We start from the raw sequence: 25,098 nt of genomic DNA, 5'->3' as shown, positions 1-25,098 counted from the left end.
TCATCTTACTTATCCTTTTATCGCTAGCTGGCGCCATATTTCATCCGCCAGGGTAATAAATTGTCTGTCGCCCGTTTGCTGAAAGCGGCATTCATACCAGCCAGCCATTAGCATAAGTACCCACGGTCGCCAGCGTTTGACCTGCCGCCAAAGCCGCGCGGGATCGATAACCGCGTGCTGTGCATAGCTACCTACCAGACTGCGCCGTTGCGCCTCGTCTTCGGTACCTATTGCGGCCAGTTCCAGCGCGATATCGCCATCGCCGGCATATTCCCAGTCGATTAAACGTAAGCCCGACGCGCTCTGTACCAGATTCCCGGCATGGACATCCATATGTAATGGCGACAGGCGCAGCGGCACCGGCTCTTTTTGCTGGCGCAGGCGTTTTAATTGCCGCAGCCAGAATGGCGTTCGCCGCGAGCGGGCGCTCTGCTGCCAATACTGTTCCAGCAGCGGAAGTAAGGTTATTCGCCAGCCAAACAGAGGCTGACAGTGTAATGCATGCAGCAGCGGCACCAGCTTATCGGCCTGCGGCAGTGCGCTGCGCACTTCACCAGGGAGATACTCAAGCACCATCCACTCGCCGGTATATAAGCAAGGTCGCGGGGCAAGCGTCGCCGGCAGACGTCTGAGCAAACGATACTGGCGCAGAAAGGGTGATGACGCGGCGTGGTGCCGTTTTCGCAGCACCCGCGTTTGCTGGCCATCGCTAATAAGACAGCTCCCGCCGCTTAAGCCGTTACTCTGGCTGGCGACGGGAGCCCAGGTCGGAAAATAGCGTGACAATAGCTCATCACGCGTCTGTTTACTGTTGCTGAACTGCACCTTTACCCGACCAGATAATTTCGCCGGTCTGCACCAGCATCAGTTGCATTTGCAGCGCCGGTGCGTTGACGTTGCCGGTAGCGTTGCAGTAGAGCACATACTGCGCCCCTACATTGCGGGCGATGCCAATAGCTTTGCTGCGTGTACCGAGGCTATCTTGCGCCGAGAGACCGAGCTGCTGCTTGGCTACCGTCAGTTGCTGTTCAGTAACGAGGGTAAATTTACCGTTGTTCGCCAGCGCGTTACGCACAACCCCCGTCGCTTCAGCGGTATTTATCGAGCCATTAGTACGGTTATTAACGCTGTCTACCAGTAATACGCTACCGGCGTTGGCACCGCTGGCCTGCAGCATTTTGCCCACCATCGGCTGCACGGCGCTGTTCCAGTCAAAATGACGCTCGCGCGGCGTTGGCTGAGCCGTTTGATCCGGATGTTCAATCGGTCCCGGCTGCGGCGGCAGCGTCGGAACGGAAGGCACCGTCGGTACCGGCTGCTGCGGCTGTTCCGGCGTTGTCGGTTGTTGAGTCCCTGCTCCGCCAGCCTGGTCGACCGGCGCAGGTTGCTGATCGCTAATACACCCGGCAAGCAGTGCTGCCAGCGCTGTTACCAGCGCATAGCGTCCAATAGTTTTAATCAAGAGTCACCCCTTACAGGTAGAGATAAAGTCTGACACTGTGCGCACCCAGATAGTTAGCGCTGCCATACAGCGTCACGGCTGAATTTCCCGGGACCGTGACGGTACGCGCCGCTTCCAGTGGATGCATTTCCAGGCCTCTGGCGTCATACCAGAAAAAACGATAGTGCACGGTAACGGGCTGCTGTCTTTCATTAAACAGCCGTGAAGAGGCGGAAGGCTGGATTTCCTGCGTGTTGAGCGAAGGCGGCTGCGCGGTGATACCGGCCGCCAGCAGCGTTGACTCCATCACCAGCGTTTGATCGTCGGCAACCGGGATCGTGGGCCGTGAACTGCATCCCACCAGCACCAGCGCCGCGAGCCATAAAGCGACACGCCCGTTGCTCATATTACAGACCTTTATGAGCCAGCATCGGCCCCAGCGCATGTCCACCGAGCAGGTGCATATGGATATGATAAACCTCCTGCCCGCCGTGGCGATTGCAGTTGACGATCAGGCGATATCCATCCTGGGCGATGCCTTCATCGCGGGCGATTTTCGCCGCAACGGTCATCATGCGACCCAGCGCCTGTTCATGCGCGGCAGTCACATCGTTAACGGTAGGAATCAGGATATTCGGCACAATAAGCACATGTGTCGGTGCCTGCGGAGAGATATCGCGAAAGGCAGTGACTAACTCGTCCTGATAAACGATATCCGCAGGAATTTCGCGGCGGATAATTTTGCTGAAAATAGTTTCTTCGGCCATGACGTTTTTCCTTTGATGTTCGCGGAACCAGCCCGCAGCCGTCGTCAATTACGTGCCCTAGAGTATGATCGAGATTCTCTTGTTGTTTCAACCAAAACGCTGTTTTTCTTTTACCTTTCCGGATTTGTCGCTGTGCAAATCGCCAGCCTCTTCTTTACGTGTGTTTGAAACGATATTTCAGACGTAATACTTACATCTGTTTACATCGATGGTGTGAATGAGTATATTTCGCATTTGCATTCTCATGCGCAATTATTGCTCGACGAATTAACACACCCCGCCTGAAGCGACAACGTATCGCCGTAAGGCTTTTCCCAACACACCATTAAGGGTTTATTCATGTCTTTCACTCATCACGCCGGGGAGAACGCGCGTTCGTTTGCCGCTACGCCGTCGCTGCTTGCTGCCTGCATCGCGCTAGCGTTAACGCCTTCTGCGGTTTTTGCTGACCAAACGACTCCATCCGCAGACGATACGGTAGTGGTCGAGGGTACCGCGTTAAGCACCGCCGACAGCCAGGCCCAGGATTACAGCGTGAAAACCACTACCACCGGCACCAAGCTGTTACTGGTTCCACGTGATATCCCGCAATCCGTCAGCGTGGTGAGCCAACAGCGTATGCAGGACCAGCAGCTCAATACCATTGAGCAAGTTCTGGATAATACGATTGGGGTGAGCGCTTCGCGTATTGATACCCATCGTACCAATTTTTACGCGCGCGGTTTTTTTGTCAGTAACTTCGCCTATGAAGATATGCCCACTTTCCTTGATAATCGCTGGAACTTTGGCGATACCGCAGGCGACACGGCTATCTACGATAAAATTGAAGTAGTGCGCGGCGCAGCAGGTTTGATGAGCGGGACCGGTAACCCTTCGGCCTATGTCAATATGGTGCGTAAACATGCTGACAGTAAAGATTTTAAAGGATCAGCCACCGCTACGTACGGCAGCTGGGATAATCAGCGCTATGTGCTGGATTTGCAGGCTCCGCTGACGGAATCCGGCAACGTGCGCGGGCGCGTTATCACCGGCTACCAGGACAAAGACTCCTGGATAGAGCGTAATCATTACCGCAAAAAATTTATCACCGGCGTGGTGGATGCGGATCTCACCGATTCCACCTCCCTTTCTCTCGGTTATGATTATCAGGAAAGTGAAGACGATAGCCCAACCTGGGGCGGTTTTCCCTCTCTGTACAGCGACGGCAGCCGCACGCACTTTCGTCGTGGTTTTAACACCGCCGCTGACTGGGCCTACGCCAACACAGACTCCTCAAAAGTGTTCGCCAATCTGACCCAGCGTTTTGCTGATGGCTGGGAAGCGAAAGTGAATGCGATGCATGCAGAGACCAATTTCGACAGTAAGCTGATGTATATCGACGGCTTCCCGGATAAAACCACCGGTTTGTATAATGCTTCGCTATTTCAAGGCGCATGGGGCGGCTGGAACCGTGGCGAGCGGAAACAGGACTCGGTCGATGCCTTTGTGCGCGGCGGTTACGATCTGTTGGGTCGCCAGCATGAAGTGATGTTCGGCGGCAGCTACAGCCGTCAGCGCAATAACTATGACAATTCTTTCCCGGTTGCCGGTTTGATGGATGCTGGCGATATTCATGGCTATAACGGCAAGACGCTGGCGGATCCGGCCTGGTCTCCCTGGACGCTCTATCAGCGCGATGTGATCCGGCAGAAATCACTGTATGCCGCGACGCGCATTTCCCTTGCCGATCCCCTGCACTTGATCCTTGGCGCACGCTATACGGAATGGAGCGCGAAATATAATCTGGAGCGCAAACCGGATGAGATCCGTAATAGCAAATTCGATGACGTGACGCCTTATGCTGGCCTGATTTACGATATCGATGACACCTGGTCTGTTTATGGAAGCTACACCTCAATTTTCGAGCCTTCCAGCCAGCGCGATATCAACAGTGAGTTTCTCGAACCCACCACCGGTAAAAGCTATGAAGCCGGGATCAAGGGCGACTGGTATAACACGCGTCTGACCGCGACCCTGGCGGTATTCCGCACCGAGCAGGATCACGTTGCTGTGTCGACCGGCGAGTACATTCCCAACTCAGGTGGCCAGACGGCGTATAAGTCGGTTAATGGCACCGTCAGTAAAGGCGTCGAATTTGAGCTGAATGGCGCACTAACGGATAACCTGCAGTTAACCTTCGGGGCCAGCCGTTTTATGGCTGAAGATGGCGATGGCATCGCGATTAACCCGGAACAGGCGCGCACCACCATGAAACTGTTCACCCGCTACCAGTTGCCGATGTTGCCAGCCCTTTCCGTGGGTGGCGGCGCGCGCTGGCAGAATAAGAGCTGGCAGGATATTAAAGGCCCGAGCGGCAATATGCGTATCACGCAAAGCGGCTATACGGTGGTTGATCTGTTTACCCGTTACCAGGCGAGCAAAAACTTCGCTATTCAGGCCAACCTGAACAACGTATTCGATAAAGAGTATTACGATTATCTGGGCACCTACGGCGTGTATGGCGCGCCGCGTAACTTCTCAGTGAGCGCCAGCTACAGCTTCTAAGGCTCACAACAGCGCTTATCAAGCCCGCCCTCTGATGGCGGGCTTTTTTGTTGTTTAGCACCGAGAAGCAAATTGCCGGTGGCATGTGACGGGCGGCGAATGGGGAGCTTATCGACACAGCCAGGCGGGACAAGCATAAACGCCGTCACGCCCTGTTCCTCCGGCGGCCTGTTACAGGCAATAAAAAAGGGAGCCATCAGGCTCCCTCAGTCTCCCCAGACTACGGCTTAGTGGCTACGGATGTACTCATCCATCTCGGTTTTCAGGTTATCGGATTTAGTCCCGAAAATCGCCTGAACACCGGAACCCGCAACGACCACACCTGCAGCGCCCAGTCGTTTCAGGCCAGCCTGATCCACTTTCGCTACGTCAGCGACGCTGACACGCAGGCGAGTGATGCACGCATCGAGGTTGGTGATGTTCTCTTTACCGCCAAACGCGGTAACCAGAGCCGGAGCCATTTCGCTGGTTGCGCCAGCTTTGTTCTCTTCGGTGTTCTCTTCACGACCCGGCGTTTTCAGATCCAACGCTTTGATCAGCACGCGGAAAATCGTGTAGTACAACACTGCATAGCAGGCACCGATAACCGGGAACAGCCACAGTTTGCTGCTGTTACCGCTCAGCACGATAAAGTCGATCAGACCGTGCGAGAAGGAGGTACCGTCACGCATACCCAGCAGGATACAGATCGGGAATGCCAGACCTGCCAGAATTGCGTGGATAACGTACAGGATCGGCGCAACGAACATGAAGGAGAACTCGATCGGCTCGGTAATACCGGTCAGGAACGAGGTCAACGCTGCGGAGATCATGATACCGCCCACTTTCGCGCGGTTTTCCGGTTTAGCAGAGTGCCAGATAGCGATAGCGGCAGCCGGCAGACCGTACATTTTGAACAGGAAGCCGCCGGACAGTTTACCTGCGGTCGGGTCACCTGCCATATAACGCGGGATATCGCCGTGGAACACCTGACCTGCTGCGTTGGTGAATTCACCGATCTGCATCTGGAAAGGTACGTTCCAGATATGGTGCAGACCAAACGGCACCAGGCAACGCTCAATGAAGCCATAGATACCGAACGCCACAACCGGGTTCTGGTAAGCAGCCCACTGGGAGAAGGTCTGAATTGCGCTACCGATCGGCGGCCAAATGAAGGAGAGGATCACGCCGGTGAAAATCGCCGCCAGACCAGAAATGATCGGTACGAAACGTTTACCCGCGAAGAAGCCCAGGTACTCAGGCAGCTTAATGCGATAGAAGCGATTAAACATATACGCGGCAATCGCACCGGAGATGATACCGCCCAGTACACCGGTATCAGCCAGGTGTTTTGCGGCAATTTCTTCGGCAGGTAAATGCAGAACCAAAGGTGCTACCACGGCCATGGTTTTCACCATAATGCCGTAAGCAACAACCGCAGCCAGCGCAGAAACGCCGTCGTTATTGGTAAAGCCAAGGGCCACACCGATAGCGAAGATCAACGGCATGTTAGCAAAAACGGAACCGCCCGCTTCGGCCATAACATGAGAAACCACTTCTGGCAGCCAGCTGAAGTTTGCCGAACCGACGCCGAGCAGGATACCTGCGATAGGCAGTACGGATACTGGCAGCATCAGCGATTTACCGACCTTCTGCAGGTTAGCAAATGCATTCTTAAACATAATTGAGAGTGCTCCTGAGTATTAGTGCTTTTATTACGCTTTTGCGCATTGGCGCGGGGGGAGAACCGCGCCGTGGGAAGGGCATCTAAGCGCCCTTTATTTATTACACAGAGTAAAATAAATGCCGATAAGTTTGTTTGACGGCTATCACGTTTCAACCAGCGCCCTTTGGAAAACTCACACTGATTTACAAAAGTCGCCGATCAGACGGCGTAAAAATAGCCTCACCGCCTTTTTTATGGCGGTGAACTTTACTCCGATCGTTTATTAATTACGAGTACTAAAATAAGCTTACACTTCAGGCGGATTGCAGGCGGGCCGGGTCAATATGGAATAAGCGGGCGAAGTTTTGCGTGGTCTGTTGTGCCAGTTTTTCCAGCGCAACACCCTTTAATACCGCCATATATTCTGCTACATCACGCGTCATGGCGGGCTGGTTCTCTTTCCCGCGATGAGGGACCGGCGCGAGGTAAGGCGAATCAGTTTCCACCAGCAACCGATCCAGCGGAATATAGCGCGCCGCATCGCGCAGCTGCTCAGCGTTGCGGAACGTGACGATGCCGGAGAAGGAGATATAAAAGCCCATGTCCAACAGTTTTCCCGCCGTTTCGCGATCTTCTGTAAAGCAGTGCAGCACCCCGCCGCAATCCATCACCTTCTCTTCCTGCAAAATCGCGAGGGTATCGGCGCGCGCATCGCGCGTATGGACAATCACCGGCTTATTCAATTCACGGCCAATGCGGATATGGTGGCGAAAGGATTCCTGCTGGCGCGGCTTTGTTTCGGGAGTATAAAAATAGTCCAGCCCGGTTTCACCCATCGCTACCACCCCCTTCTCTGCCGCCAGCTGGCGCAGCATCTCGACCTCGTACTCCTCATCCTGATTGAGGGGATGCACACCGCAGGAGAAAACCACATTTTCACGCTCGCCCACCAGCTCACGCATAGCGCGATAACCCGGTAAGGTGGTGGCGACCGCCAGACAAAACTTCACGTCGCGCGCAGCGGCTTTTGCCAGCACGTCATCAACGTCTTTGTGCAATGCGTGATAATCCAGGCCATCAAGATGGCAGTGTGAGTCGACTAAAAACATAATACTCTCTTAAAGATGGGAGACCGGAAGCGTTACGCCCGTTTGCTGGTAACGTTCCAGAGTTAACAACAGATCCGTCAGCAGCAGTTCCCGGTTGACCCCGACTACGCTGAGTAACTGTTCACGACAGGTAAAAATAGCATGCAACTGCGCATGCAGCGTCTCCTGCGACAACTGCTGCGCAATTTTTTGTACCAGCGCCAGCGCATCAACATTACTGAGCAAGCTCACGCCTTGTTGTAGTTTCAGGGCGTCCACCAGCAACGCGGAAAGCCACTGTAAACGCTCAGCGACCCCGTCATGATTCAGTACGCCCGACAGGGCTAACCAATCGCCGCTGCTTAACGCGCTGTCTACTGCCTGACACAGTATTTGCCGTTGCGCCCAGATATCGTCCTGCAATAGCGCAAGGGCGGCACCCGGCGAGCCTGCACACAGGCGCAAGGCGGTTAACAAGGCCTCTTGCGGCCTCGCCACTTCACGCGTAAGCCAGCTGCAGGCGTACTGCTCCGCAGGCGGCGCAAGGTGGTGCAGGCGGCAGCGGCTGCGTAAGGTGGCCAGCAGCTTTGCCGGCTCACGGCAGCCCAGCAAGAACCAGGTGTTCGTGGGCGGCTCTTCCAGGGTTTTTAGCAAGGCGTTGGCCGCCGCGTCCGTCAACGAGGCGGCATCGGCCAGCCATACCACTTTTGCACCGCTCAGCCGTGCATGGTCGTAAAGTTTCTCGCTCACCTCACGCACCGCGTCGATACCGAGCGCCGATTTCCCCTTTTCAGGTGCCAGCACGTAGTAATCCGGGTGCGTACCCGCCTGCATAAGTTGACAGCCGCGGCATTGACCGCAGCTTTTATGACCGTCAGGCGTCTGGCACAACAAGAAACGCGTGATCGCGTAAATCAGCGCTTCGTCGCCCATTCCTGGCAGGGCATGAATCAATAACGCGTGGTGCCCGCGCCCGCTCTGATAACTGGCAACCAGTTGCTCAAAATCCGGTCGCAGCCACGGATACCATTTCATGCGCCCTGCTCCCGCACCCAGGCGCTGACGGTGTTACGAATGTCCGCTTTCACCTGCTCCAGCGACTGCGTCGCGTCAACGGTACGAATACGCTTATCCTGCGCGGCCAGTTCGAGGTAACGCGCGCGGGTGCGATTGAAGAAATCGAGGGACTCTTGTTCGATACGATCCAATTCGCCACGGGCGCGGGCGCGCTTCAGGCCAACTTCCGGCGTAACATCGAGATAGAGCGTCAAATCGGGGCGGAAATCACCCAGCACCGCATCACGCAGCGTAGCCAGCATTGTCTGGTCAATACCGCGGCCGCCGCCCTGATAAGCCTGGGTTGAGAGATCGTGGCGATCGCCAATCACCCAACAGCCGCGCGCAAGGGCTGGCTTAATTACCGTTTCAACCAGTTGAACGCGGGCAGCATAAAACATCAGCACTTCGGCCTTATCGGTAATGACTTCGTCACCCACAGAGCGGATATCCAGCACCAGGCTGCGCAGTTTTTCCGCCAGCAGCGTACCGCCCGGTTCGCGGGTGAAGACCATCTCACCAACGCCCAACTCTTTGAGCGTCTGGACGATGATATCGCGCGCCGTTGTTTTTCCCGCGCCTTCAAGCCCTTCGATAACGATGTATTTACTGCCCATTTTTTTCCTTAAGTACTTTCAGATAGTCCTGCACTGACCGGTTATGACTGGCAAGATTGGTGTTAAAGGTGTGACCGCCTTTGCCATCCGCCACAAAATAGAGATACGGTGTTTTCGCCGGATGCGCCGCCGCCTTTAACGAGGCTTCGCCGGGCGTGGCGATAGGTCCCGGCGGCAGGCCGCTAATCACGTAGGTGTTATAGTCCGTCGGCGCTTCAAGATCCGCGCGCGTCAGCTTACCATTATAACGCTCGCCCAACCCGTAGATCACCGTAGGATCCGTCTGCAAACGCATGCCGATGCGCAAGCGGTTGATAAAGACCGAGGCAACCCGGTCACGTTCGCTGGCGACCGCCGTCTCTTTTTCGATAATCGACGCCATGGTCACCAGCTGGTTCTGATCCTGATAGGGAAGCCCTTCCATCCGTCCTTCCCATACCTGCTCTACGGCCCGCGTCATTTTCTGATGCGCCCGTTTGAGTAACGCGATATCGGTGGTATTGGCAGTGTACATCCAGGTATCCGGCCAGAACCAGCCTTCCACCCACTGCGGATGCTCCATGCTAAGCGCCTGCGCAACGGTGGCATAATCATCATCTTTTAGCGTGTGCTTGATATAGGGCGCATCACGCAGTTGCTTGAGGTAATCGCTCAGGCGCATCCCTTCCACCAGACGTAGCGGGAACTGCGCCTCTTTACCGCTTTCCAGCAGTTGCAGCATTTCGCGCACGGTCATTTTCGGCACTAACCGATAGGTCCCCGCTTTGAAATGGGAGAGATCGGGCTCCAGGCGCAGCAGCCACTGGAATACGCGCGGGCGATTAATCACCTTTTCACGGTACAGCAGTTCGCCCAACGCGACGCGGCCGGTTCCGGCAGGGAGCGTAAATATGGTTTCCTCTTTCACCAGAATCTGGCTGTTTGCCAACTGGCGAACTTTCCAGGCGCCTGCTCCCGCCGCAATGACCAGCACAACCAGCAGGAGAAGCACTACGCGTAACATTTTCTTCATAACGGATGTATGCGCTCACATAAAGGGGCTAAAAAATGGTACAAATCGCGCGCTGACCAGCGTAGTTCTGCCCACTCACGGACGGGAACCACCGGCATTAACGCGTTACAAATCATCACCTCATCGGCTTGCGCCAGCGCCTGTGGCCGCGCATTGACTTCGACAACGCGAAAAGCGGAAGTTGCCAGCTGACGCAAACAATATTGCCGCATAATGCCGTTTACTCCGGCGTTATCCACACGCGGCGTGAACACCTCATCGCCCTTGCGCCAGAAGAGATTAGCGGCGCAGCACTCAACCAGCCAGCCGTCGCTATCAAGCACCAGCGCTTCGTCCGCTGTGGTCTCTTCCAGCCCGGCGCGAATAAGCACCTGCTCCAGACGATTAAGGTGCTTGATGCCGGCGAGCCTGGGGTTGCGCCCCAGTCGAACCTCGCTCAGGGCAAGCGTGACACCCTGCTCACGCCAGCGCGCATAATGCGCAGGCGCGGGCGAAACCGACAGCATACGCGTCGGTGATTCGCACCCTGCACTGCCATAACCGCGTCCGCCAGCACCCCGGCTAAGGATCGCTTTAACGACGCCATCTGCTTTGCCATGGGCCAGCTGCGCCATCTCCTGCGCCAGCGTCTCCCAGTCTTGAAAGGGGATCAACAAGCGTTCACAGGCAAGACGCAGGCGTTGCAGATGCAAATCTAAGAACTGAATCTGCCCGTCGAGGATACGCGCGGTGGTAAAGCAACCATCGCCGAACTGCGTCGCCCGATCGCTGGCGGCCAGCCATTGCTGCTCTTTGCCATTTATCAAGAACATAGAGAGCTCCTTATCTTTCTGGCTGGACAGTTTGGCAGGGTGAAAAGCGAAGGACAATAGGATAACGCTAAAGAGAAAAGGCCCGACAAGCGGGCCTTCATTATGCGGCTAGTCGATCAAACTTTCTTAAAGACTAGCGAGCCGTTGGTGCCACCGAAACCGAAGGAGTTACACAGGGTGTACTCCAGGCCGCTGACCTGGCGTGCTACGTGCGGCACAAAGTCAAGATCGCAACCTTCATCCGGGTTATCCAGGTTGATGGTCGGCGGAACCGCCTGATCGCGCAACGCCAGGATCGAGTAGATAGATTCTACCGCACCTGCCGCGCCTAACAGATGGCCGGTCATCGATTTCGTCGAGCTTACCATTACGCTACGCGCCGCGTCGCCAAACACCGATTTCACCGCCTGCGCTTCAGCGATATCGCCTGCCGGCGTGGAAGTGCCGTGTGCATTGACATAGCCAATCTGCTCGGGGTTAATACCCGCGTCACGCAATGCATTGACCATCGCTTTTGCCGCACCCGCGCCGTTTTCCGGCGGAGAGGTCATATGGTAGGCATCGCTGCTCATACCGAAGCCGACGATCTCAGCGTAAATTTTCGCGCCGCGTTTTTTCGCGTGCTCATACTCTTCGAGCATGATGATGCCCGCACCGTCGCCGAGCACAAAACCGTCACGCTCTTTGTCCCACGGACGGCTTGCCGCCTGCGGGCTGTCGTTGCGCGTAGAGAGCGCGCGCGCTGCGCCAAACCCACCTACGCCCAGTGGCGTACTGGCTTTTTCCGCGCCGCCTGCAAGCATGGCATCCGCATCGCCATAGGCAATAATACGCGCCGCATGGCCAATGTTGTGCACGCCGGAAGTACAGGCTGTGGCGATGGAAATACTTGGACCCTGCAGGCCGAACATGATAGTCAGGTGACCTGCCACCATGTTGACAATAGTGGACGGTACGAAGAACGGGCTGATTTTACGCGGCCCACCCTTGACGAGGGAGCTGTGGTTTTCTTCGATCAGCCCAAGGCCGCCGATACCAGAACCAATCGCTGCGCCAATACGGGAGGCGTTCTCTTCCGTGACTTCAAGGCCGGAATCGTGCATGGCCTGAACGCCCGCCACAACTCCATATTGAATGAAGTCATCCATCTTGCGCTGTTCTTTGCGCGAGATAATGTCTTCACAGTTAAAATCCTTTACTAAGCCAGCAAATTTGGTTGCATAGGCGCTAGTATCGAAATGGTCGATCAGGCTGATGCCACTCTGACCGGCAAGGAGAGCTTTCCAGGTAGACTCTACGGTATTGCCGACAGGAGACAACATGCCAAGTCCGGTCACAACTACACGACGCTTAGACACGTTTGTCCTCCAGGGAGGGATAAAAAAGAGATTCGTGGGATGAAAAACAGATAAAACTCAGGCGGTCGAATGACCGCCTGGAGATGTTCACTTACGCCTGGTGGCCGTTGATATAATCAATGGCAGCCTGAACGGTGGTGATTTTCTCAGCTTCTTCGTCCGGAATCTCAGTATCAAACTCTTCTTCCAGAGCCATTACCAGCTCAACGGTGTCAAGAGAATCAGCGCCCAGGTCTTCAACGAAGGAAGCATTGTTGGTAACTTCTTCCTGCTTAACGCCCAGCTGTTCGCCGATAATTTTCTTAACGCGTTCTTCGATAGTGCTCATACTCTTAAATTTCCTATCAAAACTCGCTTTCGCGATGGTTTTCGTAGTGTATAAAATGTTGAAAAATTTGCAACTAAATCCCGGCAGTTCTTACCACGATTTTACGCTATTCTGAGGCCTTTCGCCCTAATAACGCAAATAATTTTCATCGTGGTTAAACCATATACATTCCGCCGTTGACGTGCAGGGTCTCACCAGTGATGTAACCCGCCTCGTCAGAGGCTAAAAATGCAACCGCGTTGGCGATTTCCTGTGCACCACCAAGACGGCCCGCAGGGACCTGCGCCAGAATACCCGCACGCTGATCGTCAGACAGCGCACGCGTCATGTCCGTTTCAATAAAACCCGGAGCAACAACGTTTACCGTAATACCGCGGGACGCAACTTCTCGCGCCAGCGATTTACTGAAACCGATAAGACCCGCTTTCGCCGCAGCGTAGTTGGCCTGACCAGCATTTCCCATGGTACCAACCACAGAACCGATAGTGATAATACGCCCATGACGCTTTTTCATCATAGCGCGCATTACCGCTTTTGACAGGCGGAAAACCGATGAAAGGTTGGTGTTCAGAATATCGTTCCACTCATCGTCTTTCATGCGCATCAGCAGGTTATCGCGCGTAATCCCTGCGTTATTGATCAGAATATCAATCTCGCCGAATTCTGCGCGAATGTTTTCCAGCACGGATTCGATAGATGCAGTATCGGTCACATTTAACTGCAGCCCTTTACCGTTCGTGCCTAAATAATCGCTGATCGCTTGCGCGCCGCTCTCGCTGGTGGCGGTGCCGATAACTTTCGCGCCGCGGGCGACGAGCGTTTCAGCAATAGCGCGTCCAATACCACGACTTGCGCCGGTAACCAGCGCGATTTTTCCTTCAAAACTCATGGTCTTCCTCTTTTATTGCGCAAGTGCCTCTGACACAGCAGCCGGCTCGTTGAGGGCAGATGCAGTCAGGGTATCAACAATACGTTTAGTCAGGCCGGTGAGAACTTTACCCGGGCCAACTTCATACAGGTGCTCAACGCCCTGCGAGGCCATAAACTCAACGCTCTTCGTCCACTGCACCGGGCTATAAAGCTGGCGCACCAGCGCATCGCGAATCGCTTCTGGCGTGGTTTCGCACTTCACATCCACGTTGTTGACAACGGGGATCTGCGGCGCGTTAAAAGTGATGTTATTCAGCTCGGCGGCCAGTTTTTCTGCCGCCGGTTTCATCAGCGCGCAATGGGACGGAACGCTTACCGGCAGCGGCAGCGCGCGTTTTGCGCCCGCAGCTTTACACGCGGCACCGGCGCGCTCAACGGCCTCTTTATGACCGGCGATAACCACCTGGCCCGGCGAATTATAGTTCACCGGAGATACAACCTCGCCCTGCGCTGACTCTTCACAGGCTTTCGCGATAGCCGCATCATCCAGACCAATAATGGCGGACATCGCGCCCGTTCCTGCCGGAACCGCTTCCTGCATAAATTTGCCGCGCAGCTCAACCAGACGCACCGCATCAGCGAAAGCGATCACGCCCGCGCAGACCAGCGCAGAGTATTCGCCCAGACTATGTCCGGCCAACAGCGCAGGGGTTTTACCGCCCTGCTGCTGCCATACGCGCCACAGGGCAACAGAAGCCGCTAACAGCGCAGGTTGTGTCTGCCAGGTTTTATTGAGCTCTTCCGCCGGACCTTGTTGCACCAGCGCCCAGAGATCGTAACCCAGCGCGGCAGAGGCTTCTGCGAATGTCTCTTCAATGACCGGATAAGCAGCGGCCATGTCGGCCAACATACCGACGGTTTGGGAACCTTGTCCCGGGAACACAAAAGCAAATTGCGTCATTATTTTTATCCTTAATACTCAGAAACGAACCAGCGCTGAGCCCCAGGTGAACCCGCCGCCGAATGCTTCCAGCAGGACCAGTTGCCCCGGTTTGATGCGGCCGTCGCGAACGGCTTCGTCAAGGGCGCAAGGGACCGAAGCCGCAGAGGTATTACCGTGGCGATCCAGCGTCACGACGACGTTATCCATCGACATGCCCAGTTTTTTCGCCGTCGCGCTGATAATGCGCAGGTTAGCCTGATGCGGCACCAGCCAGTCGAGCTCGCTGCGCTCAAGATTATTCGCGGCTAAGGTTTCATCAACAATATGCGCAAGCTCCGTCACCGCCACTTTAAACACTTCGTTACCCGCCATGGTTAAATAGGTCGGGTTTTCCGGGTTCACGCGATCGAGATTCGGCAGCGCCAGCAGCTCGCCGTAACTGCCGTCGGCATGCATATGGGTGGAAATGATCCCTTGCTCTTCAGACGCCCCCAGCACTACGGCGCCCGCGCCATCGCCAAACAGAATAATCGTGCCGCGATCGGCAGGATCTAATGTCCGCGCCAGCGCATCGGAACCAATAACCAGCGCATGTTTCACCGCACCGGATTTCACATATTGATCGGCGATGCTTAAGGCGTAGGTGAAGCCTGCACAGGCCGCGGCGACGTCAAAAGCCGGGCAGCCTTTGATGCCCAGCATATTCTGGATTTGGCAGGCTGCGCTTGGAAATGCGTGCGTTGCTGAGGTCGTTGCAACAATGATCAAGCCAATCTGTTCGTTATCAATGCCGGACATTTCAAGCGCGCGTTTGGCGGCTTCATAGCCCATCGTCGAAACCGTTTCATTTGCGCCCGCAATACGGCGCTCACGGATCCCCGTACGGGTGACAATCCACTCATCTGAGGTTTCAACCATCTTCTCTAAATCAGCATTGGTTCGAACCTGCTCAGGCAGATAACTGCCGGTACCAATAATCTTTGTATACATGTACGCTCAGTCACTCTTGGGTAATATACACACGCTCTGGTTTTCGCCCGCAGAGGGCTGCGAAGACGAGGGTGCATACACAGATTCGAGGCGAGCGGCGATCCGTTGTGGAACCTGCCGCTGCACCGCCTGCACTGCCTGCTCAATAGCGACGCTAAATGCGCGCTGATTGGCTGCGCCGTGACTCTTAATCACGGTGCCGCGCAATCCTAACAGACAGGCGCCATTATACTGGTCGGGGTTGAGGTGACTGAATCGCCTTGTCAGGCTTTTTTGTAACCAACGCTTTAATAAAATCAGCCACCACGACCTTTTTTTTCCTTCCCCCTGCGATTTCAGCAGTGAAAGGAACATTCTGACCACGCCTTCCATGGTTTTTAATGTAACGTTTCCTGTAAATCCGTCACAAACCAGTACATCCGTTTTGCCAGTCAATAGTTCATTTGCTTCAAGATAACCAATGTAATTCATTGCGGGCATCGCGCGTAATATTACTGCGGCATCGCGAATGCTATCGTGCCCTTTGGTCTCTTCTTCGCCAATATTCAGCAGCGCCACGCGCGGCGTGGCAATGCCGAGGATCTCTTCGGCCATCACCGCGCCCATCACCGCAAACTGCGCCAGCATAGTGCTATCACAATCAACGTTAGCGCCAAGATCCAGCACCACGGTTTTGCCTTTCTGTTGGTGCGGCAGCACCGTCACCAACGCAGGACGCTCAATCCCTTCTAAGGGCTTGAGCAGCATTTTCGCCAGCCCCATTAGCGCGCCGGTGTTGCCTGCGCTGACGCAGGCCTGAGCGCGCCCTTCTTTAACCAGCTCAAGCGCCATGCGCATTGAGGTGCCGCGGCTATTACGGATCGCCTGCGCTGCGCGCGCATCACTGGCAATAACTGACTGTGCAGGAACAATAAGCAAACGAGAGCGTTGCTCGAAATCAGCTTTGGCAAGTAATGGCGTGATAGCGTCGGGATCGCCGACTAAAAGAAGGTTGAGTTGCGAATTAGAATTCAGTGCCTGCAAAGCTGCAGGCACTGTCACGGATGGGCCGAAATCTCCCCCCATGACATCTAACGCCAGGGTTAGACGTGTCAAGGTATCGTCGCAGCCTCGTTCGGTATATCCCCGCTTACGCGGGGAAATCCTCACTAAGCTTCATCACGCTTGCGCGTGATTACTTAGTGATAACCTTGCGGCCGCGGTAGAAACCGTCGGCAGTAATGTGGTGACGCAGGTGGGTTTCACCAGAGGTTTTGTCTACAGACAGGCTGGTGACTGCGGTCAGCGCGTCATGAGAACGACGCATGCCACGTTTGGAACGGGTTGGTTTATTCTGTTGTACGGCCATGGACCTTACTCCTTAATTACTTACGCTTTAAACTGGCTAATACGGCAAATGGATTTGGTTTTTGCGCTTCATCAGGCAGTTCCCCAAAGACCATGTCCGCCTCGGACACTTCACAGTGTTCAGAATCATGCACCGGAACTACCGGCAGGGAGAGAATGATTTCATCCTCGACCAGCGCCAGCAGATCGATTTCACCGAATTCGTTAACCTCAATCGGCTCATACGCTTCCGGCAGTGCTTCAGCCTGCTCGTCTGAACGCACAGGACTAAAACAATACGTGGTGTAGACCTGATGAACGAACGGTTTCCCGCAACGCTGACATTCGAGCGATACCGTGACCTTCGCATCGCCGGTTAACACGGCAAGGCGCTGGTTATCGATAGCGAACGACATGGAGCATTCTACATCACTGTCTACGCTGGCTACAGACTCAGCGACGCGCTCCGCCTGGTCGGGAGTATAGATACCCTCGTAATCAAGGCGTTTTTGAGCCGTACGAACCGGGTCAAGAGTCAGGGGTAATTTTACCTTTTGCATAGGGCGCGCATATTAACTTTGTAACGTCATAGAGTCAAAGAAAAAGGCAGCCTGCGGTTGCCTTTTGCCAATAATTCGCACACATTGCGGCCTACAGTTTAAAATGCCTGGCATTGTTAAGCCATATTTGGTGAAAAAAATATGTCGCAAATTATCCTTGCTTCCACTTCGCCCTGGCGACGCGCCCTGCTCGACAAGCTCGGTTTACCCTTTGAGTGTGCCGCGCCACAAACCGACGAAACGCCTCATCCAGGCGAAACGCCACGCCATCTGGTATTAAGGCTGGCACAAGAAAAAGCCCACTCGCTGGCCCACCTTTACCCGCAACATTTAATAATTGGCAGCGATCAGGTTTGCGTACTGGATGGCGAAATCGCCGGCAAACCGCACACCGTTGAAAACGCGTGCCAGCAGTTGCTCAAGGCCAGCGGCAATATTGTGACCTTTTATACTGGCCTTGCGCTGTTAAATACCGTTACAGGTCATTGCCAGACGGAATGCGAACCCTTCGACGTGCATTTTCGCCACTTAAGCGAACAAGAGATCGAAAATTATGTGCGCAAAGAGCACCCGCTCAGTTGCGCCGGCAGTTTCAAAAGCGAAGGGTTAGGCATCACGCTTTTCGAACGGCTTGAGGGACGCGATCCTAATACGCTGGTGGGTTTGCCGCTGATTGCGCTCTGTCAGATGCTGCGCCGCGAAGAGTGTAACCCGTTGTTAAACTAATGCTTTGCCGATCACAGATTCTTTTTTAAGCAATCACTACATTCTTCATCAATATTAAAACGTCGTTTTAATTTAAGGAGAGATGATGAAGTTATGTCGTGCGCTGCCGCTGGCCCTTGCGCTGTTGGCTTCCGCCCCTGTCTGGGCACAAGAGACGTGGCAAAAAGAGGGGATTGTCGAAGGCAATCTCCCGGCAAGCTGGCCTGCAATGAAAGCGCAAATGCGCTATCCCGACTCCTGGCTATCGGGAAATTTCAATGACTTTCATCACTGGCAAACCCATAGCCGCCAGCTTCTTCGTCACGCCCTGCTTACCCCCGATGCGACAAAACCTTTTGCGCCACAGTCGATAGCAAAAGAAGATCGCGGCAGCTATACGGCTGAAAAACTGGCGATCAATATCACCGATGATAATCGTATTTCTGCCCTGCTGCTGATGCCGAAATCCCCCGGCCCACATCCGGCGATGGTACTGCTGCACGATCATGGTTCGAAGTTTGATATCGGCAAAGAGAAATTGATTCGTCCCTGGGGCGACAAAGAAAAGCTTACCAGCGCCCAGGCCTGGGCGGACAAATTCTTCAGCGGTAAATTTATTGGCGATGAGCTGGCTAGCCGGGGCTATGCCGTTATCGCTATCGACAGCCCAGGCTTTGGCGATCGCGGACCGATGGTGTATGAGCAACAGCAGGCGTTAGCCAGCAACTACTTCAATCTGGGTCGATCGCTGGCGGGCGAAGTGGCCTATGAAGATATGCGTACCGTCGATTTTATTGCCGCGCTACCGGGAGTTGATCCGCAACGGGTTGGCGTACTCGGCTTTTCTATGGGCGGTTTTCGCGCCTGGCAGCTGGCAGCACTGAGCGATAAAGTCGCCGCTACCGCCGTCATTTCGTGGTTTGGCACCTATAACGGTCTGATGCAGCCCGGCAACAACGTGCTGCGCGGCCAGTCGGCGTTTTATATGCTGCACCCGGGCATGCCCGCTCGAATGGATATTCCCGATATCGCCAGCATCGCGGCGCCAAAACCGATGCTGATTTTTAGCGGCGGCAAAGATACGCTATTCCCGGCGGAGGCGGTAACAGAGGCGTTTGATAAAGCTCACCGCGTTTGGTCGTCACAGCAGGCAGACGACAGGCTGGTGACCAAAAGCTGGCCGCAACTGGGACACGTTTTTTATAAGGAACAGCAGGAGGAAGTGTTTCCGTGGCTGGATAAGTGGCTAAAACCTTAATCACACCCCTCGCCTGCGCGAGGGGGCTTTTATTTAGCGTTGCGTAATACCTGCAGGCAGCGCTTTAGCGCCTCATCAAGGGGCGCTTCAATACGCAGCGTCTCGCCGGTATTTGGATGGGTAAATTTGAGCGCCGCAGCATGCAAGAACAGACGCGACAGGCCCGTACCTGCCAGTTGCTTATCAAATTCCCGGTCGCCGTAGCGATCGTCAAAGGCAATAGGATGGCCCGCATGCTGAGTGTGCACACGAATCTGATGCGTGCGACCCGTGACCGGGCTGCAGCGTACCAGCGTGGCGAACTCGTAGCGCTCTTCGACTTTAAAACGCGTTTCTGAAGGTTTGCCTTCGCTGTTTACCCGCACAATGCGCTCACCGCTTTGCAGAATATTTTTCAGCAACGGCGCCTGCACCGCTTTCACATGGGACTGCCACTGACCACGTACCAGCGCCAGATAATCCTTCTGCATCTCTTTACCGCGCAGCTGTTCGTGCAGCGAACGTAAAGCGGAACGTTTTTTTGCCACCAGCAAGACGCCAGAGGTATCGCGATCGAGACGGTGCACCAGCTCAAGGAAACGGGCTTCCGGGCGCAACGCGCGCAGACCTTCAATCACGCCGAAACTTAATCCGCTACCGCCGTGTACCGCCGTACCGGAGGGTTTGTTGAGCACCAGGATATGATCGTCTTCATACAGAATAACGTCGCTGAGCTGGGCCACTTTTTGCAGATGCGGGGAGACCGCCTCTTCTTCTCTTTCTGCCACACGCACCGGCGGAACGCGAATTTCATCGCCCGCTTCCAGTTTATATTCCGGCTTAACGCGTTTTTTGTTCACCCGCACTTCGCCTTTACGCAGAATGCGGTAAATCATGCTTTTAGGCACCCCTTTGAGCTGGGTACGCAAAAAATTATCGATGCGCTGCCCCGCTTCGTCGGCGGTAATAGCAACAAATTTTACGGATGGTGTCTCAGTTTTCATGGGAGGCGATTCTAAATAGCCGCGATGATTAGCGCCACTCATTTTTCTATGCTTATATTTACAATTGACTCGGCAACTTCGTTTTACACCGATGAGGCGGCGGTTCTTAAACCAATCTTCGCACAAAGGTGAAAAAACTGTGAGTAACCGGGTGATAAATGGTAAAAGTCAGCTTGCTATAACAGGGTTCGCAGGGAATAATGTTGCGGTTTTCCGTGTTGAATCTTGTTAAAACAAGTAAATAAACGGAATGACCAGTTTTGCCTGTCCGATCATACACGCAGCAATGGCGTAAGACGTATTGAGCTTTCAGGCAGTTAGCGGGCTGCGGGTTGCAGTCCTTACCGGTAGATGGAATCTTCTCTGGAGAGTTTTTCCCAGGCTGTTCCCCTGATAATTGCGCTGTGTTTTCCACAGGAAACACAGGCAACCGACACACTGCGCCTCTTAAGCGAACGACAACCGTGAGGTTGGCGACGTGAACAGACTCGAGGCCATCGGTTCTCCCCCGGAAAGGCGATATCTTGCCCGCAGCTTAGTCGTCAATGTAAGAATAATGAGTAAGTTACAATGAAAAGAATGTTAATCAACGCAACTCAGCAAGAAGAGTTGCGTGTCGCACTTGTTGATGGGCAACGTCTGTACGACCTGGATATCGAAAGCCCGGGCCACGAACAGAAAAAAGCGAACATCTACAAAGGTAAAATCACCCGCATTGAACCCAGCCTTGAAGCCGCATTTGTTGATTACGGTGCCGAGCGTCACGGTTTCCTCCCCCTCAAAGAGATCGCCCGCGAATACTTCCCTGCTAACTACAACGCACATGGTCGTCCGAACATCAAAGATGTGCTGCGCGAAGGCCAGGAAGTTATCGTCCAGATTGATAAAGAAGAGCGCGGTAACAAAGGCGCAGCGCTGACGACGTTTATCAGCCTCGCCGGCAGCTATCTGGTGCTGATGCCCAACAACCCGCGTGCGGGCGGTATCTCGCGCCGGATTGAAGGCGACGATCGTACCGAACTGAAAGAAGCGCTCTCAAGCCTTGAACTGCCGGATGGCATGGGCCTTATTGTGCGTACCGCCGGGGTGGGTAAATCCGCCGAAGCGCTGCAGTGGGATCTGAGCTTCCGTTTGAAACACTGGGAAGCCATCCAGAAAGCGGCCGAAAGCCGTTCTGCGCCGTTCCTGATCCATCAGGAAAGCAACGTGATTGTGCGCGCCTTCCGCGACTATCTGCGCCAGGATATCGGCGAAATCCTTATCGATAACCCGAAAGTGCTTGAGCTGGCTCGTCAGCACATCTCCGCGCTGGGCCGTCCCGATTTCAGCAGCAAAATTAAACTCTACACCGGTGAAATTCCGCTGTTCAGCCATTACCAGATCGAGTCGCAAATTGAATCCGCTTTCCAGCGTGAAGTGCGTCTGCCGTCCGGCGGCTCCATCGTTATTGACAGTACCGAAGCGCTGACCGCTATCGATATTAACTCTGCGCGCGCAACTCGCGGCGGCGATATCGAAGAGACCGCGTTCAACACCAACCTGGAAGCGGCGGATGAGATTGCTCGCCAGCTCCGTCTGCGCGACCTTGGCGGCCTGATCGTTATCGACTTTATCGATATGACCCCGGTGCGTCACCAGCGTGCGGTTGAAAACCGCCTGCGCGAAGCGGTCCGTCAGGATCGTGCACGTATCCAGATTAGCCATATTTCCCGTTTCGGCCTGCTGGAGATGTCCCGCCAGCGTCTGAGTCCGTCGCTGGGCGAATCCAGCCATCATGTTTGCCCGCGCTGCAGCGGCACCGGCACCGTTCGTGATAACGAATCCCTGTCGCTGTCGATTCTGCGCCTGATTGAAGAAGAAGCGTTAAAAGAGAACACCCAGGAAGTGCACGCGATTGTGCCGGTTCCGGTCGCCTCTTACCTGCTTAACGAAAAACGCGCGGCGGTCAGCGCCATCGAAGCCCGTCAGGGCGGCGTACGCTGCGTGATCGTGCCAAACGACCAGATGGAAACGCCGCACTATTCCGTGCTACGCGTACGCAAAGGCGAAGAGACGCCAACCCTGAGCTACTTGTTGCCGAAACTGCATGAAGAAGCGATGGCGCTGCCGTCTGAAGAAGAGTACGCCGAACGTAAATTACCGGAACAGCCTGCGCTGGCCACCTTTGTGATGCCGGATATTCCGCCAGTACCGCAAGCGCCAGCCACCGCCGCGCCAGCCGTGCAGCCTGCTACTGCAACCGCATCAACTAACGATGCCGCGCCGGGCCTGTTTGGCCGTTTCCTCTCTGCACTGAAAGGTCTGTTCGCGGGCGAAGCAGCCCCGGCGCCGGTTGAAGTGGAAGAGGAGAAAAAAGCCGACAAGCCGGAGCGTTCACAGGATCGCCGCAAATCGCGTCAGGGCAACCGTCGCGATCGCAACGACCGTCGTGATAGCCGCAGCGAAGGCAACGAAGGGCGCGAAAGCCGCGATAACCGTGATAATCGTGATAACCGCGAAGAAAATCGTCGTAATCGCCGCGAAAAATCGCAGCAGAACGCAGAAACCCGTGAGTCTCGCCAGCCGGTCGCTGTGGATGAAACCGAAAAGGCGAAATCCCGTGATGAGCCGCAGCAGCCTCGCCGTGAACGCCCGCGTCGCCGTAACGATGATAAGCGCCAGGCGCAGCAGGACGTTAAAGAACTGACCCGTGACGAAGTACCTGCTCAGGAGACTGAACAGGAAGAGCGCGTGCAGGTGATGCCGCGTCGTAAACAGCGTCAGCTGAGTCAGAAAGTGCGTATCGTCGACAGCCGCGAAGAAAATCGCGTTGAAGAGGCTGCCGAGCCGATCGCTCCCGCGCAGAACACTCAACTGGCAAAAGTCGACCTGCCGGCAGTTGTAGATACCGCACCGGTGCTGGAGCACGAAGAGAATAACGACGCGCGCGAAAACGCGATGCCGCGCCGTTCTCGCCGTTCTCCTCGCCATCTGCGCGTCAGCGGTCAACGTCGTCGTCGCTACCGCGATGAGCGCTATCCGATGCAGTCAGCAATGCCGCTGGCGGCTGCCTGTGCGTCCCCGGAAATGGCGTCTGGTAAAGTGTGGATCAGCTATCCGGTTGCACGTGTTCAGGAAGAGCAGCAGGTGCAGGAGATGCCGGTTGAAAACACTGTTGTTGCCGGGCAGGATGTCGCTCCGGCGATGGCAGAAGCGCAGCTGGTTACCGCTCGTCAGGGCGACGTTGTTGAACCGCAGGCGGCGACGGAAAGCGCAGAGCCGGTGGTGGTTGAACCGCAGGTCAGCACTGAAGAACCGCAAGCGGTAAGCGTTGAAACCCGTCATCCGGAAGCGATCGATACTGAGGTAGATGCACAGCCGCAGCTCATCGCCGAAGAAGATCGTACCGTTGCTCAGCAAGTGGTGGAAGAAGCCGAACCGGCGCGTCAGGACGCTGTCCCGACAGAAGCTGAAACTGAAACCCCTGCCCCTGTGGTGGTTGAGGTTGAAGAAACCGCTAGCGTTGAAGAAAAAGCAGCGGAAACCGTTGCCCCTGTGCAGATGCCTGCTCCGGTCGTTGCTCCTGCTCCGGTCGTTGCTCCTGCTCCGGTTGCTGCTCCGGCTGTCGTTGCTGAGCATAAAGTTGCCAGCGCGCCAATGACCAAGGCACCAGCACCGGACTACGTCCCGGAAGCACCGCGTCACAGCGACTGGGTACGTCCGCACTTCGTCTTTGACGGTAAAGGTTCAGCGGGCGGCCACAGCGCCACCCACACGGCTACCGCACCGGCGACAAAGCCGAACGCTGTCGATTAAGCGACGGACAGTAAAAACCAGCCGACCTTCGGGTCGGCTTTTTTATGCCTGGCGCACCGGCTGGCGCATGCCGCCGAGCCCCGGCATCACTTCACGCATCAGTTGCAAAAATTTACGCAGTCGCGCCGGATAGTAACGCGCCCACGGATAGACCAGATGAACAGGCAGCGGCGCGGCCTGCCACTGTGGCAATAGCGCAATCAGTTTGCCGCTGCGTAACTCTTCTTCCACAGCCCAACTGGAAATCAGCGTCACACCTAATCCCGCAAGGGCGGTATTACGCGCCGCATACAGGCTGTCCGTATAGAGTCGCGGCGCGATAGCCACCTGCGCGCTCTCCCCGCTGTTTACATCGGTAAGATTGATTTCATGCTGGTAAAAGGTGTTCAGCGCAATCCACGGTAGCGCGGAGAGCTGCTGCGGTGTCTCAACGACGGGGAAACGCGCCAGCAGCGTCGGCGAAGCAACCAGACTTCTGGGCACTTCCGCCAGCAGTACCGACACCGTGGCCGGATCCACTTCTGCGCCAACGCGAATGGCACAATCGATATTGGCACTGAGGAAATCGACATGTTTATCATTGAGCATCCACTCGACGGAGAGCTGCGGATGCCGTTCCAGAAACTCTGCCAGCGGCACGAGGAGTTGCTCCTGACCAAAGGCATGGGGCGCGCGAACGCGTAAAATCCCTACCGGCTCGTCATCGGACTGGTTCAGCTCATCCTCCAGCGCCATCCAGGCATCGGTGACCCGCTTTGCGTGTTGATAGCAACGTTCACCATCATCCGTCAGCTTCATGGCGTGGGTGGTGCGCAGCAGTAGCTTAGCGCCGAGCAGCGCCTCCAGCGACTGCAAACGGCGGCTAACCGTCGCCTGGGTAGTCTCCAGCTGCCTGGCCGCCGCCGATAGCGATCCCGCCTCAACGATACGAATAAAGGTGCGCATCAGATCCACCCGGTCTATACGCTCTTGCCGCTTCATAAAATTATTGCCTATACGT

At 55.3% G+C, this 25,098-nt stretch carries 24 protein-coding genes; 4 read left to right on the top strand and 20 right to left on the bottom strand.

Annotated features, from left to right (window positions below):
• Positions 1 to 9 precede the first annotated feature (9 nt).
• Genes thiK through hinT form a run of 4 tightly spaced genes read right to left on the bottom strand, consistent with a single transcriptional unit; the run spans position 10 to position 2,208 of the window.
• A complete protein-coding gene (gene thiK, locus RW65_RS17565) occupies positions 10 to 825 on the bottom strand; it encodes a thiamine kinase (RefSeq protein WP_039058101.1) in 816 nt (271 codons plus the stop codon).
• A complete protein-coding gene (gene lpoB / locus RW65_RS17560; protein WP_039058100.1) occupies positions 806 to 1,462 on the bottom strand; it encodes a penicillin-binding protein activator LpoB in 657 nt (218 codons plus the stop codon). The genes thiK and lpoB overlap by 20 nt, the downstream gene beginning before the upstream one ends.
• A 10-nt stretch (positions 1,463 to 1,472) precedes the next feature.
• Positions 1,473 to 1,847 carry a YcfL family putative periplasmic lipoprotein gene (locus RW65_RS17555; protein WP_039058099.1) on the bottom strand — a complete coding sequence of 125 codons (375 nt, stop codon included), beginning with the start codon at positions 1,845 to 1,847 and terminating at the stop codon, positions 1,473 to 1,475.
• 1 nt (position 1,848) lies between these two features.
• Entirely contained in the window at positions 1,849 to 2,208 is a 360-nt protein-coding gene (gene hinT, locus RW65_RS17550; RefSeq protein ID WP_039058098.1) for a purine nucleoside phosphoramidase, read from the bottom strand.
• Positions 2,209 to 2,547: 339 nt separating this feature from the next.
• On the opposite strand from hinT, the gene fhuE reads away from it, so the two are divergent.
• Positions 2,548 to 4,752, top strand: coding sequence for a ferric-rhodotorulic acid/ferric-coprogen receptor FhuE (gene fhuE / locus RW65_RS17545; RefSeq protein WP_039058096.1), 2,205 nt, complete (start codon positions 2,548 to 2,550; stop codon positions 4,750 to 4,752).
• A gap of 227 nt (positions 4,753 to 4,979) precedes the next feature.
• On the opposite strand, the gene ptsG is transcribed toward fhuE, so the two are convergent.
• The 14 genes from ptsG to yceD form a co-directional block, all read right to left on the bottom strand.
• Complete coding sequence (gene ptsG, locus RW65_RS17540; protein WP_039058095.1) at positions 4,980 to 6,413, bottom strand: PTS glucose transporter subunit IIBC; 1,434 nt, start codon at positions 6,411 to 6,413, stop codon at positions 4,980 to 4,982.
• A 298-nt stretch (positions 6,414 to 6,711) separates the two neighbouring features.
• On the bottom strand, positions 6,712 to 7,506 hold the full coding sequence (locus RW65_RS17535; protein WP_039058094.1) for a metal-dependent hydrolase: 795 nt from the start codon (positions 7,504 to 7,506) through the stop codon (positions 6,712 to 6,714).
• A 9-nt stretch (positions 7,507 to 7,515) separates the two neighbouring features.
• On the bottom strand, positions 7,516 to 8,520 hold the full coding sequence (gene holB, locus RW65_RS17530) for a DNA polymerase III subunit delta' (RefSeq protein ID WP_039058093.1): 1,005 nt from the start codon (positions 8,518 to 8,520) through the stop codon (positions 7,516 to 7,518).
• Positions 8,517 to 9,158, bottom strand: coding sequence for a dTMP kinase (gene tmk, locus RW65_RS17525; protein ID WP_039058092.1), 642 nt, complete (start codon positions 9,156 to 9,158; stop codon positions 8,517 to 8,519). Before tmk ends, holB begins: the two co-directional genes overlap by 4 nt.
• Complete coding sequence (gene yceG / locus RW65_RS17520; RefSeq protein WP_039058091.1) at positions 9,148 to 10,170, bottom strand: cell division protein YceG; 1,023 nt, start codon at positions 10,168 to 10,170, stop codon at positions 9,148 to 9,150. Before yceG ends, tmk begins: the two co-directional genes overlap by 11 nt.
• Positions 10,167 to 10,982 carry an aminodeoxychorismate lyase gene (gene pabC / locus RW65_RS17515; RefSeq protein WP_039058089.1) on the bottom strand — a complete coding sequence of 272 codons (816 nt, stop codon included), beginning with the start codon at positions 10,980 to 10,982 and terminating at the stop codon, positions 10,167 to 10,169. Before pabC ends, yceG begins: the two co-directional genes overlap by 4 nt.
• A 116-nt stretch (positions 10,983 to 11,098) precedes the next feature.
• Positions 11,099 to 12,340: a beta-ketoacyl-ACP synthase II gene (fabF, locus tag RW65_RS17510; protein ID WP_039058088.1), complete on the bottom strand. Its 1,242-nt coding sequence runs from the start codon at positions 12,338 to 12,340 to the stop codon at positions 11,099 to 11,101.
• 91 nt (positions 12,341 to 12,431) lie between these two features.
• Entirely contained in the window at positions 12,432 to 12,668 is a 237-nt protein-coding gene (acpP, locus tag RW65_RS17505; protein ID WP_000103754.1) for an acyl carrier protein, read from the bottom strand.
• Positions 12,669 to 12,822: 154 nt separating this feature from the next.
• Complete coding sequence (gene fabG / locus RW65_RS17500; RefSeq protein WP_039058086.1) at positions 12,823 to 13,557, bottom strand: 3-oxoacyl-ACP reductase FabG; 735 nt, start codon at positions 13,555 to 13,557, stop codon at positions 12,823 to 12,825.
• 12 nt (positions 13,558 to 13,569) lie between these two features.
• The gene (gene fabD / locus RW65_RS17495) at positions 13,570 to 14,499 is read right to left on the bottom strand and encodes an ACP S-malonyltransferase (RefSeq protein WP_039058085.1); all 930 of its coding nucleotides are present in this window, start codon (positions 14,497 to 14,499) and stop codon (positions 13,570 to 13,572) included.
• A gap of 18 nt (positions 14,500 to 14,517) precedes the next feature.
• Complete coding sequence (locus RW65_RS17490; protein WP_039058084.1) at positions 14,518 to 15,471, bottom strand: beta-ketoacyl-ACP synthase III; 954 nt, start codon at positions 15,469 to 15,471, stop codon at positions 14,518 to 14,520.
• A 6-nt stretch (positions 15,472 to 15,477) separates the two neighbouring features.
• Positions 15,478 to 16,566: a phosphate acyltransferase PlsX gene (gene plsX / locus RW65_RS17485; protein WP_156124024.1), complete on the bottom strand. Its 1,089-nt coding sequence runs from the start codon at positions 16,564 to 16,566 to the stop codon at positions 15,478 to 15,480.
• Positions 16,567 to 16,645: 79 nt separating this feature from the next.
• On the bottom strand, positions 16,646 to 16,819 hold the full coding sequence (gene rpmF / locus RW65_RS17480) for a 50S ribosomal protein L32 (protein ID WP_007374494.1): 174 nt from the start codon (positions 16,817 to 16,819) through the stop codon (positions 16,646 to 16,648).
• Positions 16,820 to 16,835: 16 nt separating this feature from the next.
• Entirely contained in the window at positions 16,836 to 17,357 is a 522-nt protein-coding gene (gene yceD / locus RW65_RS17475; protein WP_039058082.1) for a 23S rRNA accumulation protein YceD, read from the bottom strand.
• A gap of 141 nt (positions 17,358 to 17,498) precedes the next feature.
• On the opposite strand from yceD, the gene RW65_RS17470 reads away from it, so the two are divergent.
• Positions 17,499 to 18,083, top strand: coding sequence for a Maf family protein (locus RW65_RS17470; protein ID WP_039058081.1), 585 nt, complete (start codon positions 17,499 to 17,501; stop codon positions 18,081 to 18,083).
• Between the two features lie 85 nt (positions 18,084 to 18,168).
• Positions 18,169 to 19,320 (top strand): dienelactone hydrolase family protein, encoded by a 1,152-nt coding sequence (locus RW65_RS17465; protein WP_039058080.1) that lies wholly within the window; start codon positions 18,169 to 18,171, stop codon positions 19,318 to 19,320.
• A gap of 29 nt (positions 19,321 to 19,349) precedes the next feature.
• On the opposite strand, the gene rluC is transcribed toward RW65_RS17465, so the two are convergent.
• Complete coding sequence (gene rluC, locus RW65_RS17460; protein ID WP_039058079.1) at positions 19,350 to 20,303, bottom strand: 23S rRNA pseudouridine(955/2504/2580) synthase RluC; 954 nt, start codon at positions 20,301 to 20,303, stop codon at positions 19,350 to 19,352.
• A gap of 570 nt (positions 20,304 to 20,873) precedes the next feature.
• On the opposite strand from rluC, the gene rne reads away from it, so the two are divergent.
• The gene (gene rne / locus RW65_RS17455; RefSeq protein ID WP_039058078.1) at positions 20,874 to 24,098 is read left to right on the top strand and encodes a ribonuclease E; all 3,225 of its coding nucleotides are present in this window, start codon (positions 20,874 to 20,876) and stop codon (positions 24,096 to 24,098) included.
• A gap of 42 nt (positions 24,099 to 24,140) precedes the next feature.
• On the opposite strand, the gene RW65_RS17450 is transcribed toward rne, so the two are convergent.
• A complete protein-coding gene (locus RW65_RS17450) occupies positions 24,141 to 25,079 on the bottom strand; it encodes a LysR family transcriptional regulator (RefSeq protein WP_039058077.1) in 939 nt (312 codons plus the stop codon).
• Between the last annotated feature and the right edge of the window lie 19 nt (positions 25,080 to 25,098).

The sequence above is a fragment of the Enterobacter sp. Bisph1 genome (genome assembly GCF_000814905.1).
Lineage (GTDB): Bacteria > Pseudomonadota > Gammaproteobacteria > Enterobacterales > Enterobacteriaceae > Kosakonia.
The sequence above is the reverse complement of the archived record's forward strand: the minus strand, read 5'-3'. Positions and strand labels throughout refer to the sequence as shown.

Excerpts from the sequence above, each read along its gene's own strand:
- holB (WP_039058093.1), bottom strand. The coding sequence starts at position 8,520 with ATGAAATGGTATCCGTGGCTGCGACCGGATTTTGAGCAACTGGTTGCC.
- RW65_RS17535 (WP_039058094.1), bottom strand. The coding sequence starts at position 7,506 with ATGTTTTTAGTCGACTCACACTGCCATCTTGATGGCCTGGATTATCAC.
- RW65_RS17470 (WP_039058081.1), top strand. The coding sequence starts at position 17,499 with ATGTCGCAAATTATCCTTGCTTCCACTTCGCCCTGGCGACGCGCCCTG.
- fabD (WP_039058085.1), bottom strand. The coding sequence starts at position 14,499 with ATGACGCAATTTGCTTTTGTGTTCCCGGGACAAGGTTCCCAAACCGTC.
- rne (WP_039058078.1), top strand. The coding sequence starts at position 20,874 with ATGAAAAGAATGTTAATCAACGCAACTCAGCAAGAAGAGTTGCGTGTC.
- RW65_RS17450 (WP_039058077.1), bottom strand. The coding sequence starts at position 25,079 with ATGAAGCGGCAAGAGCGTATAGACCGGGTGGATCTGATGCGCACCTTT.
- yceG (WP_039058091.1), bottom strand. The coding sequence starts at position 10,170 with ATGAAGAAAATGTTACGCGTAGTGCTTCTCCTGCTGGTTGTGCTGGTC.
- fabG (WP_039058086.1), bottom strand. The coding sequence starts at position 13,557 with ATGAGTTTTGAAGGAAAAATCGCGCTGGTTACCGGCGCAAGTCGTGGT.
- rluC (WP_039058079.1), bottom strand. The coding sequence starts at position 20,303 with ATGAAAACTGAGACACCATCCGTAAAATTTGTTGCTATTACCGCCGAC.
- rpmF (WP_007374494.1), bottom strand. The coding sequence starts at position 16,819 with ATGGCCGTACAACAGAATAAACCAACCCGTTCCAAACGTGGCATGCGT.
- acpP (WP_000103754.1), bottom strand. The coding sequence starts at position 12,668 with ATGAGCACTATCGAAGAACGCGTTAAGAAAATTATCGGCGAACAGCTG.
- RW65_RS17465 (WP_039058080.1), top strand. The coding sequence starts at position 18,169 with ATGAAGTTATGTCGTGCGCTGCCGCTGGCCCTTGCGCTGTTGGCTTCC.
- yceD (WP_039058082.1), bottom strand. The coding sequence starts at position 17,357 with ATGCAAAAGGTAAAATTACCCCTGACTCTTGACCCGGTTCGTACGGCT.
- tmk (WP_039058092.1), bottom strand. The coding sequence starts at position 9,158 with ATGGGCAGTAAATACATCGTTATCGAAGGGCTTGAAGGCGCGGGAAAA.
- fhuE (WP_039058096.1), top strand. The coding sequence starts at position 2,548 with ATGTCTTTCACTCATCACGCCGGGGAGAACGCGCGTTCGTTTGCCGCT.
- RW65_RS17555 (WP_039058099.1), bottom strand. The coding sequence starts at position 1,847 with ATGAGCAACGGGCGTGTCGCTTTATGGCTCGCGGCGCTGGTGCTGGTG.
- pabC (WP_039058089.1), bottom strand. The coding sequence starts at position 10,982 with ATGTTCTTGATAAATGGCAAAGAGCAGCAATGGCTGGCCGCCAGCGAT.
- hinT (WP_039058098.1), bottom strand. The coding sequence starts at position 2,208 with ATGGCCGAAGAAACTATTTTCAGCAAAATTATCCGCCGCGAAATTCCT.
- ptsG (WP_039058095.1), bottom strand. The coding sequence starts at position 6,413 with ATGTTTAAGAATGCATTTGCTAACCTGCAGAAGGTCGGTAAATCGCTG.
- RW65_RS17490 (WP_039058084.1), bottom strand. The coding sequence starts at position 15,471 with ATGTATACAAAGATTATTGGTACCGGCAGTTATCTGCCTGAGCAGGTT.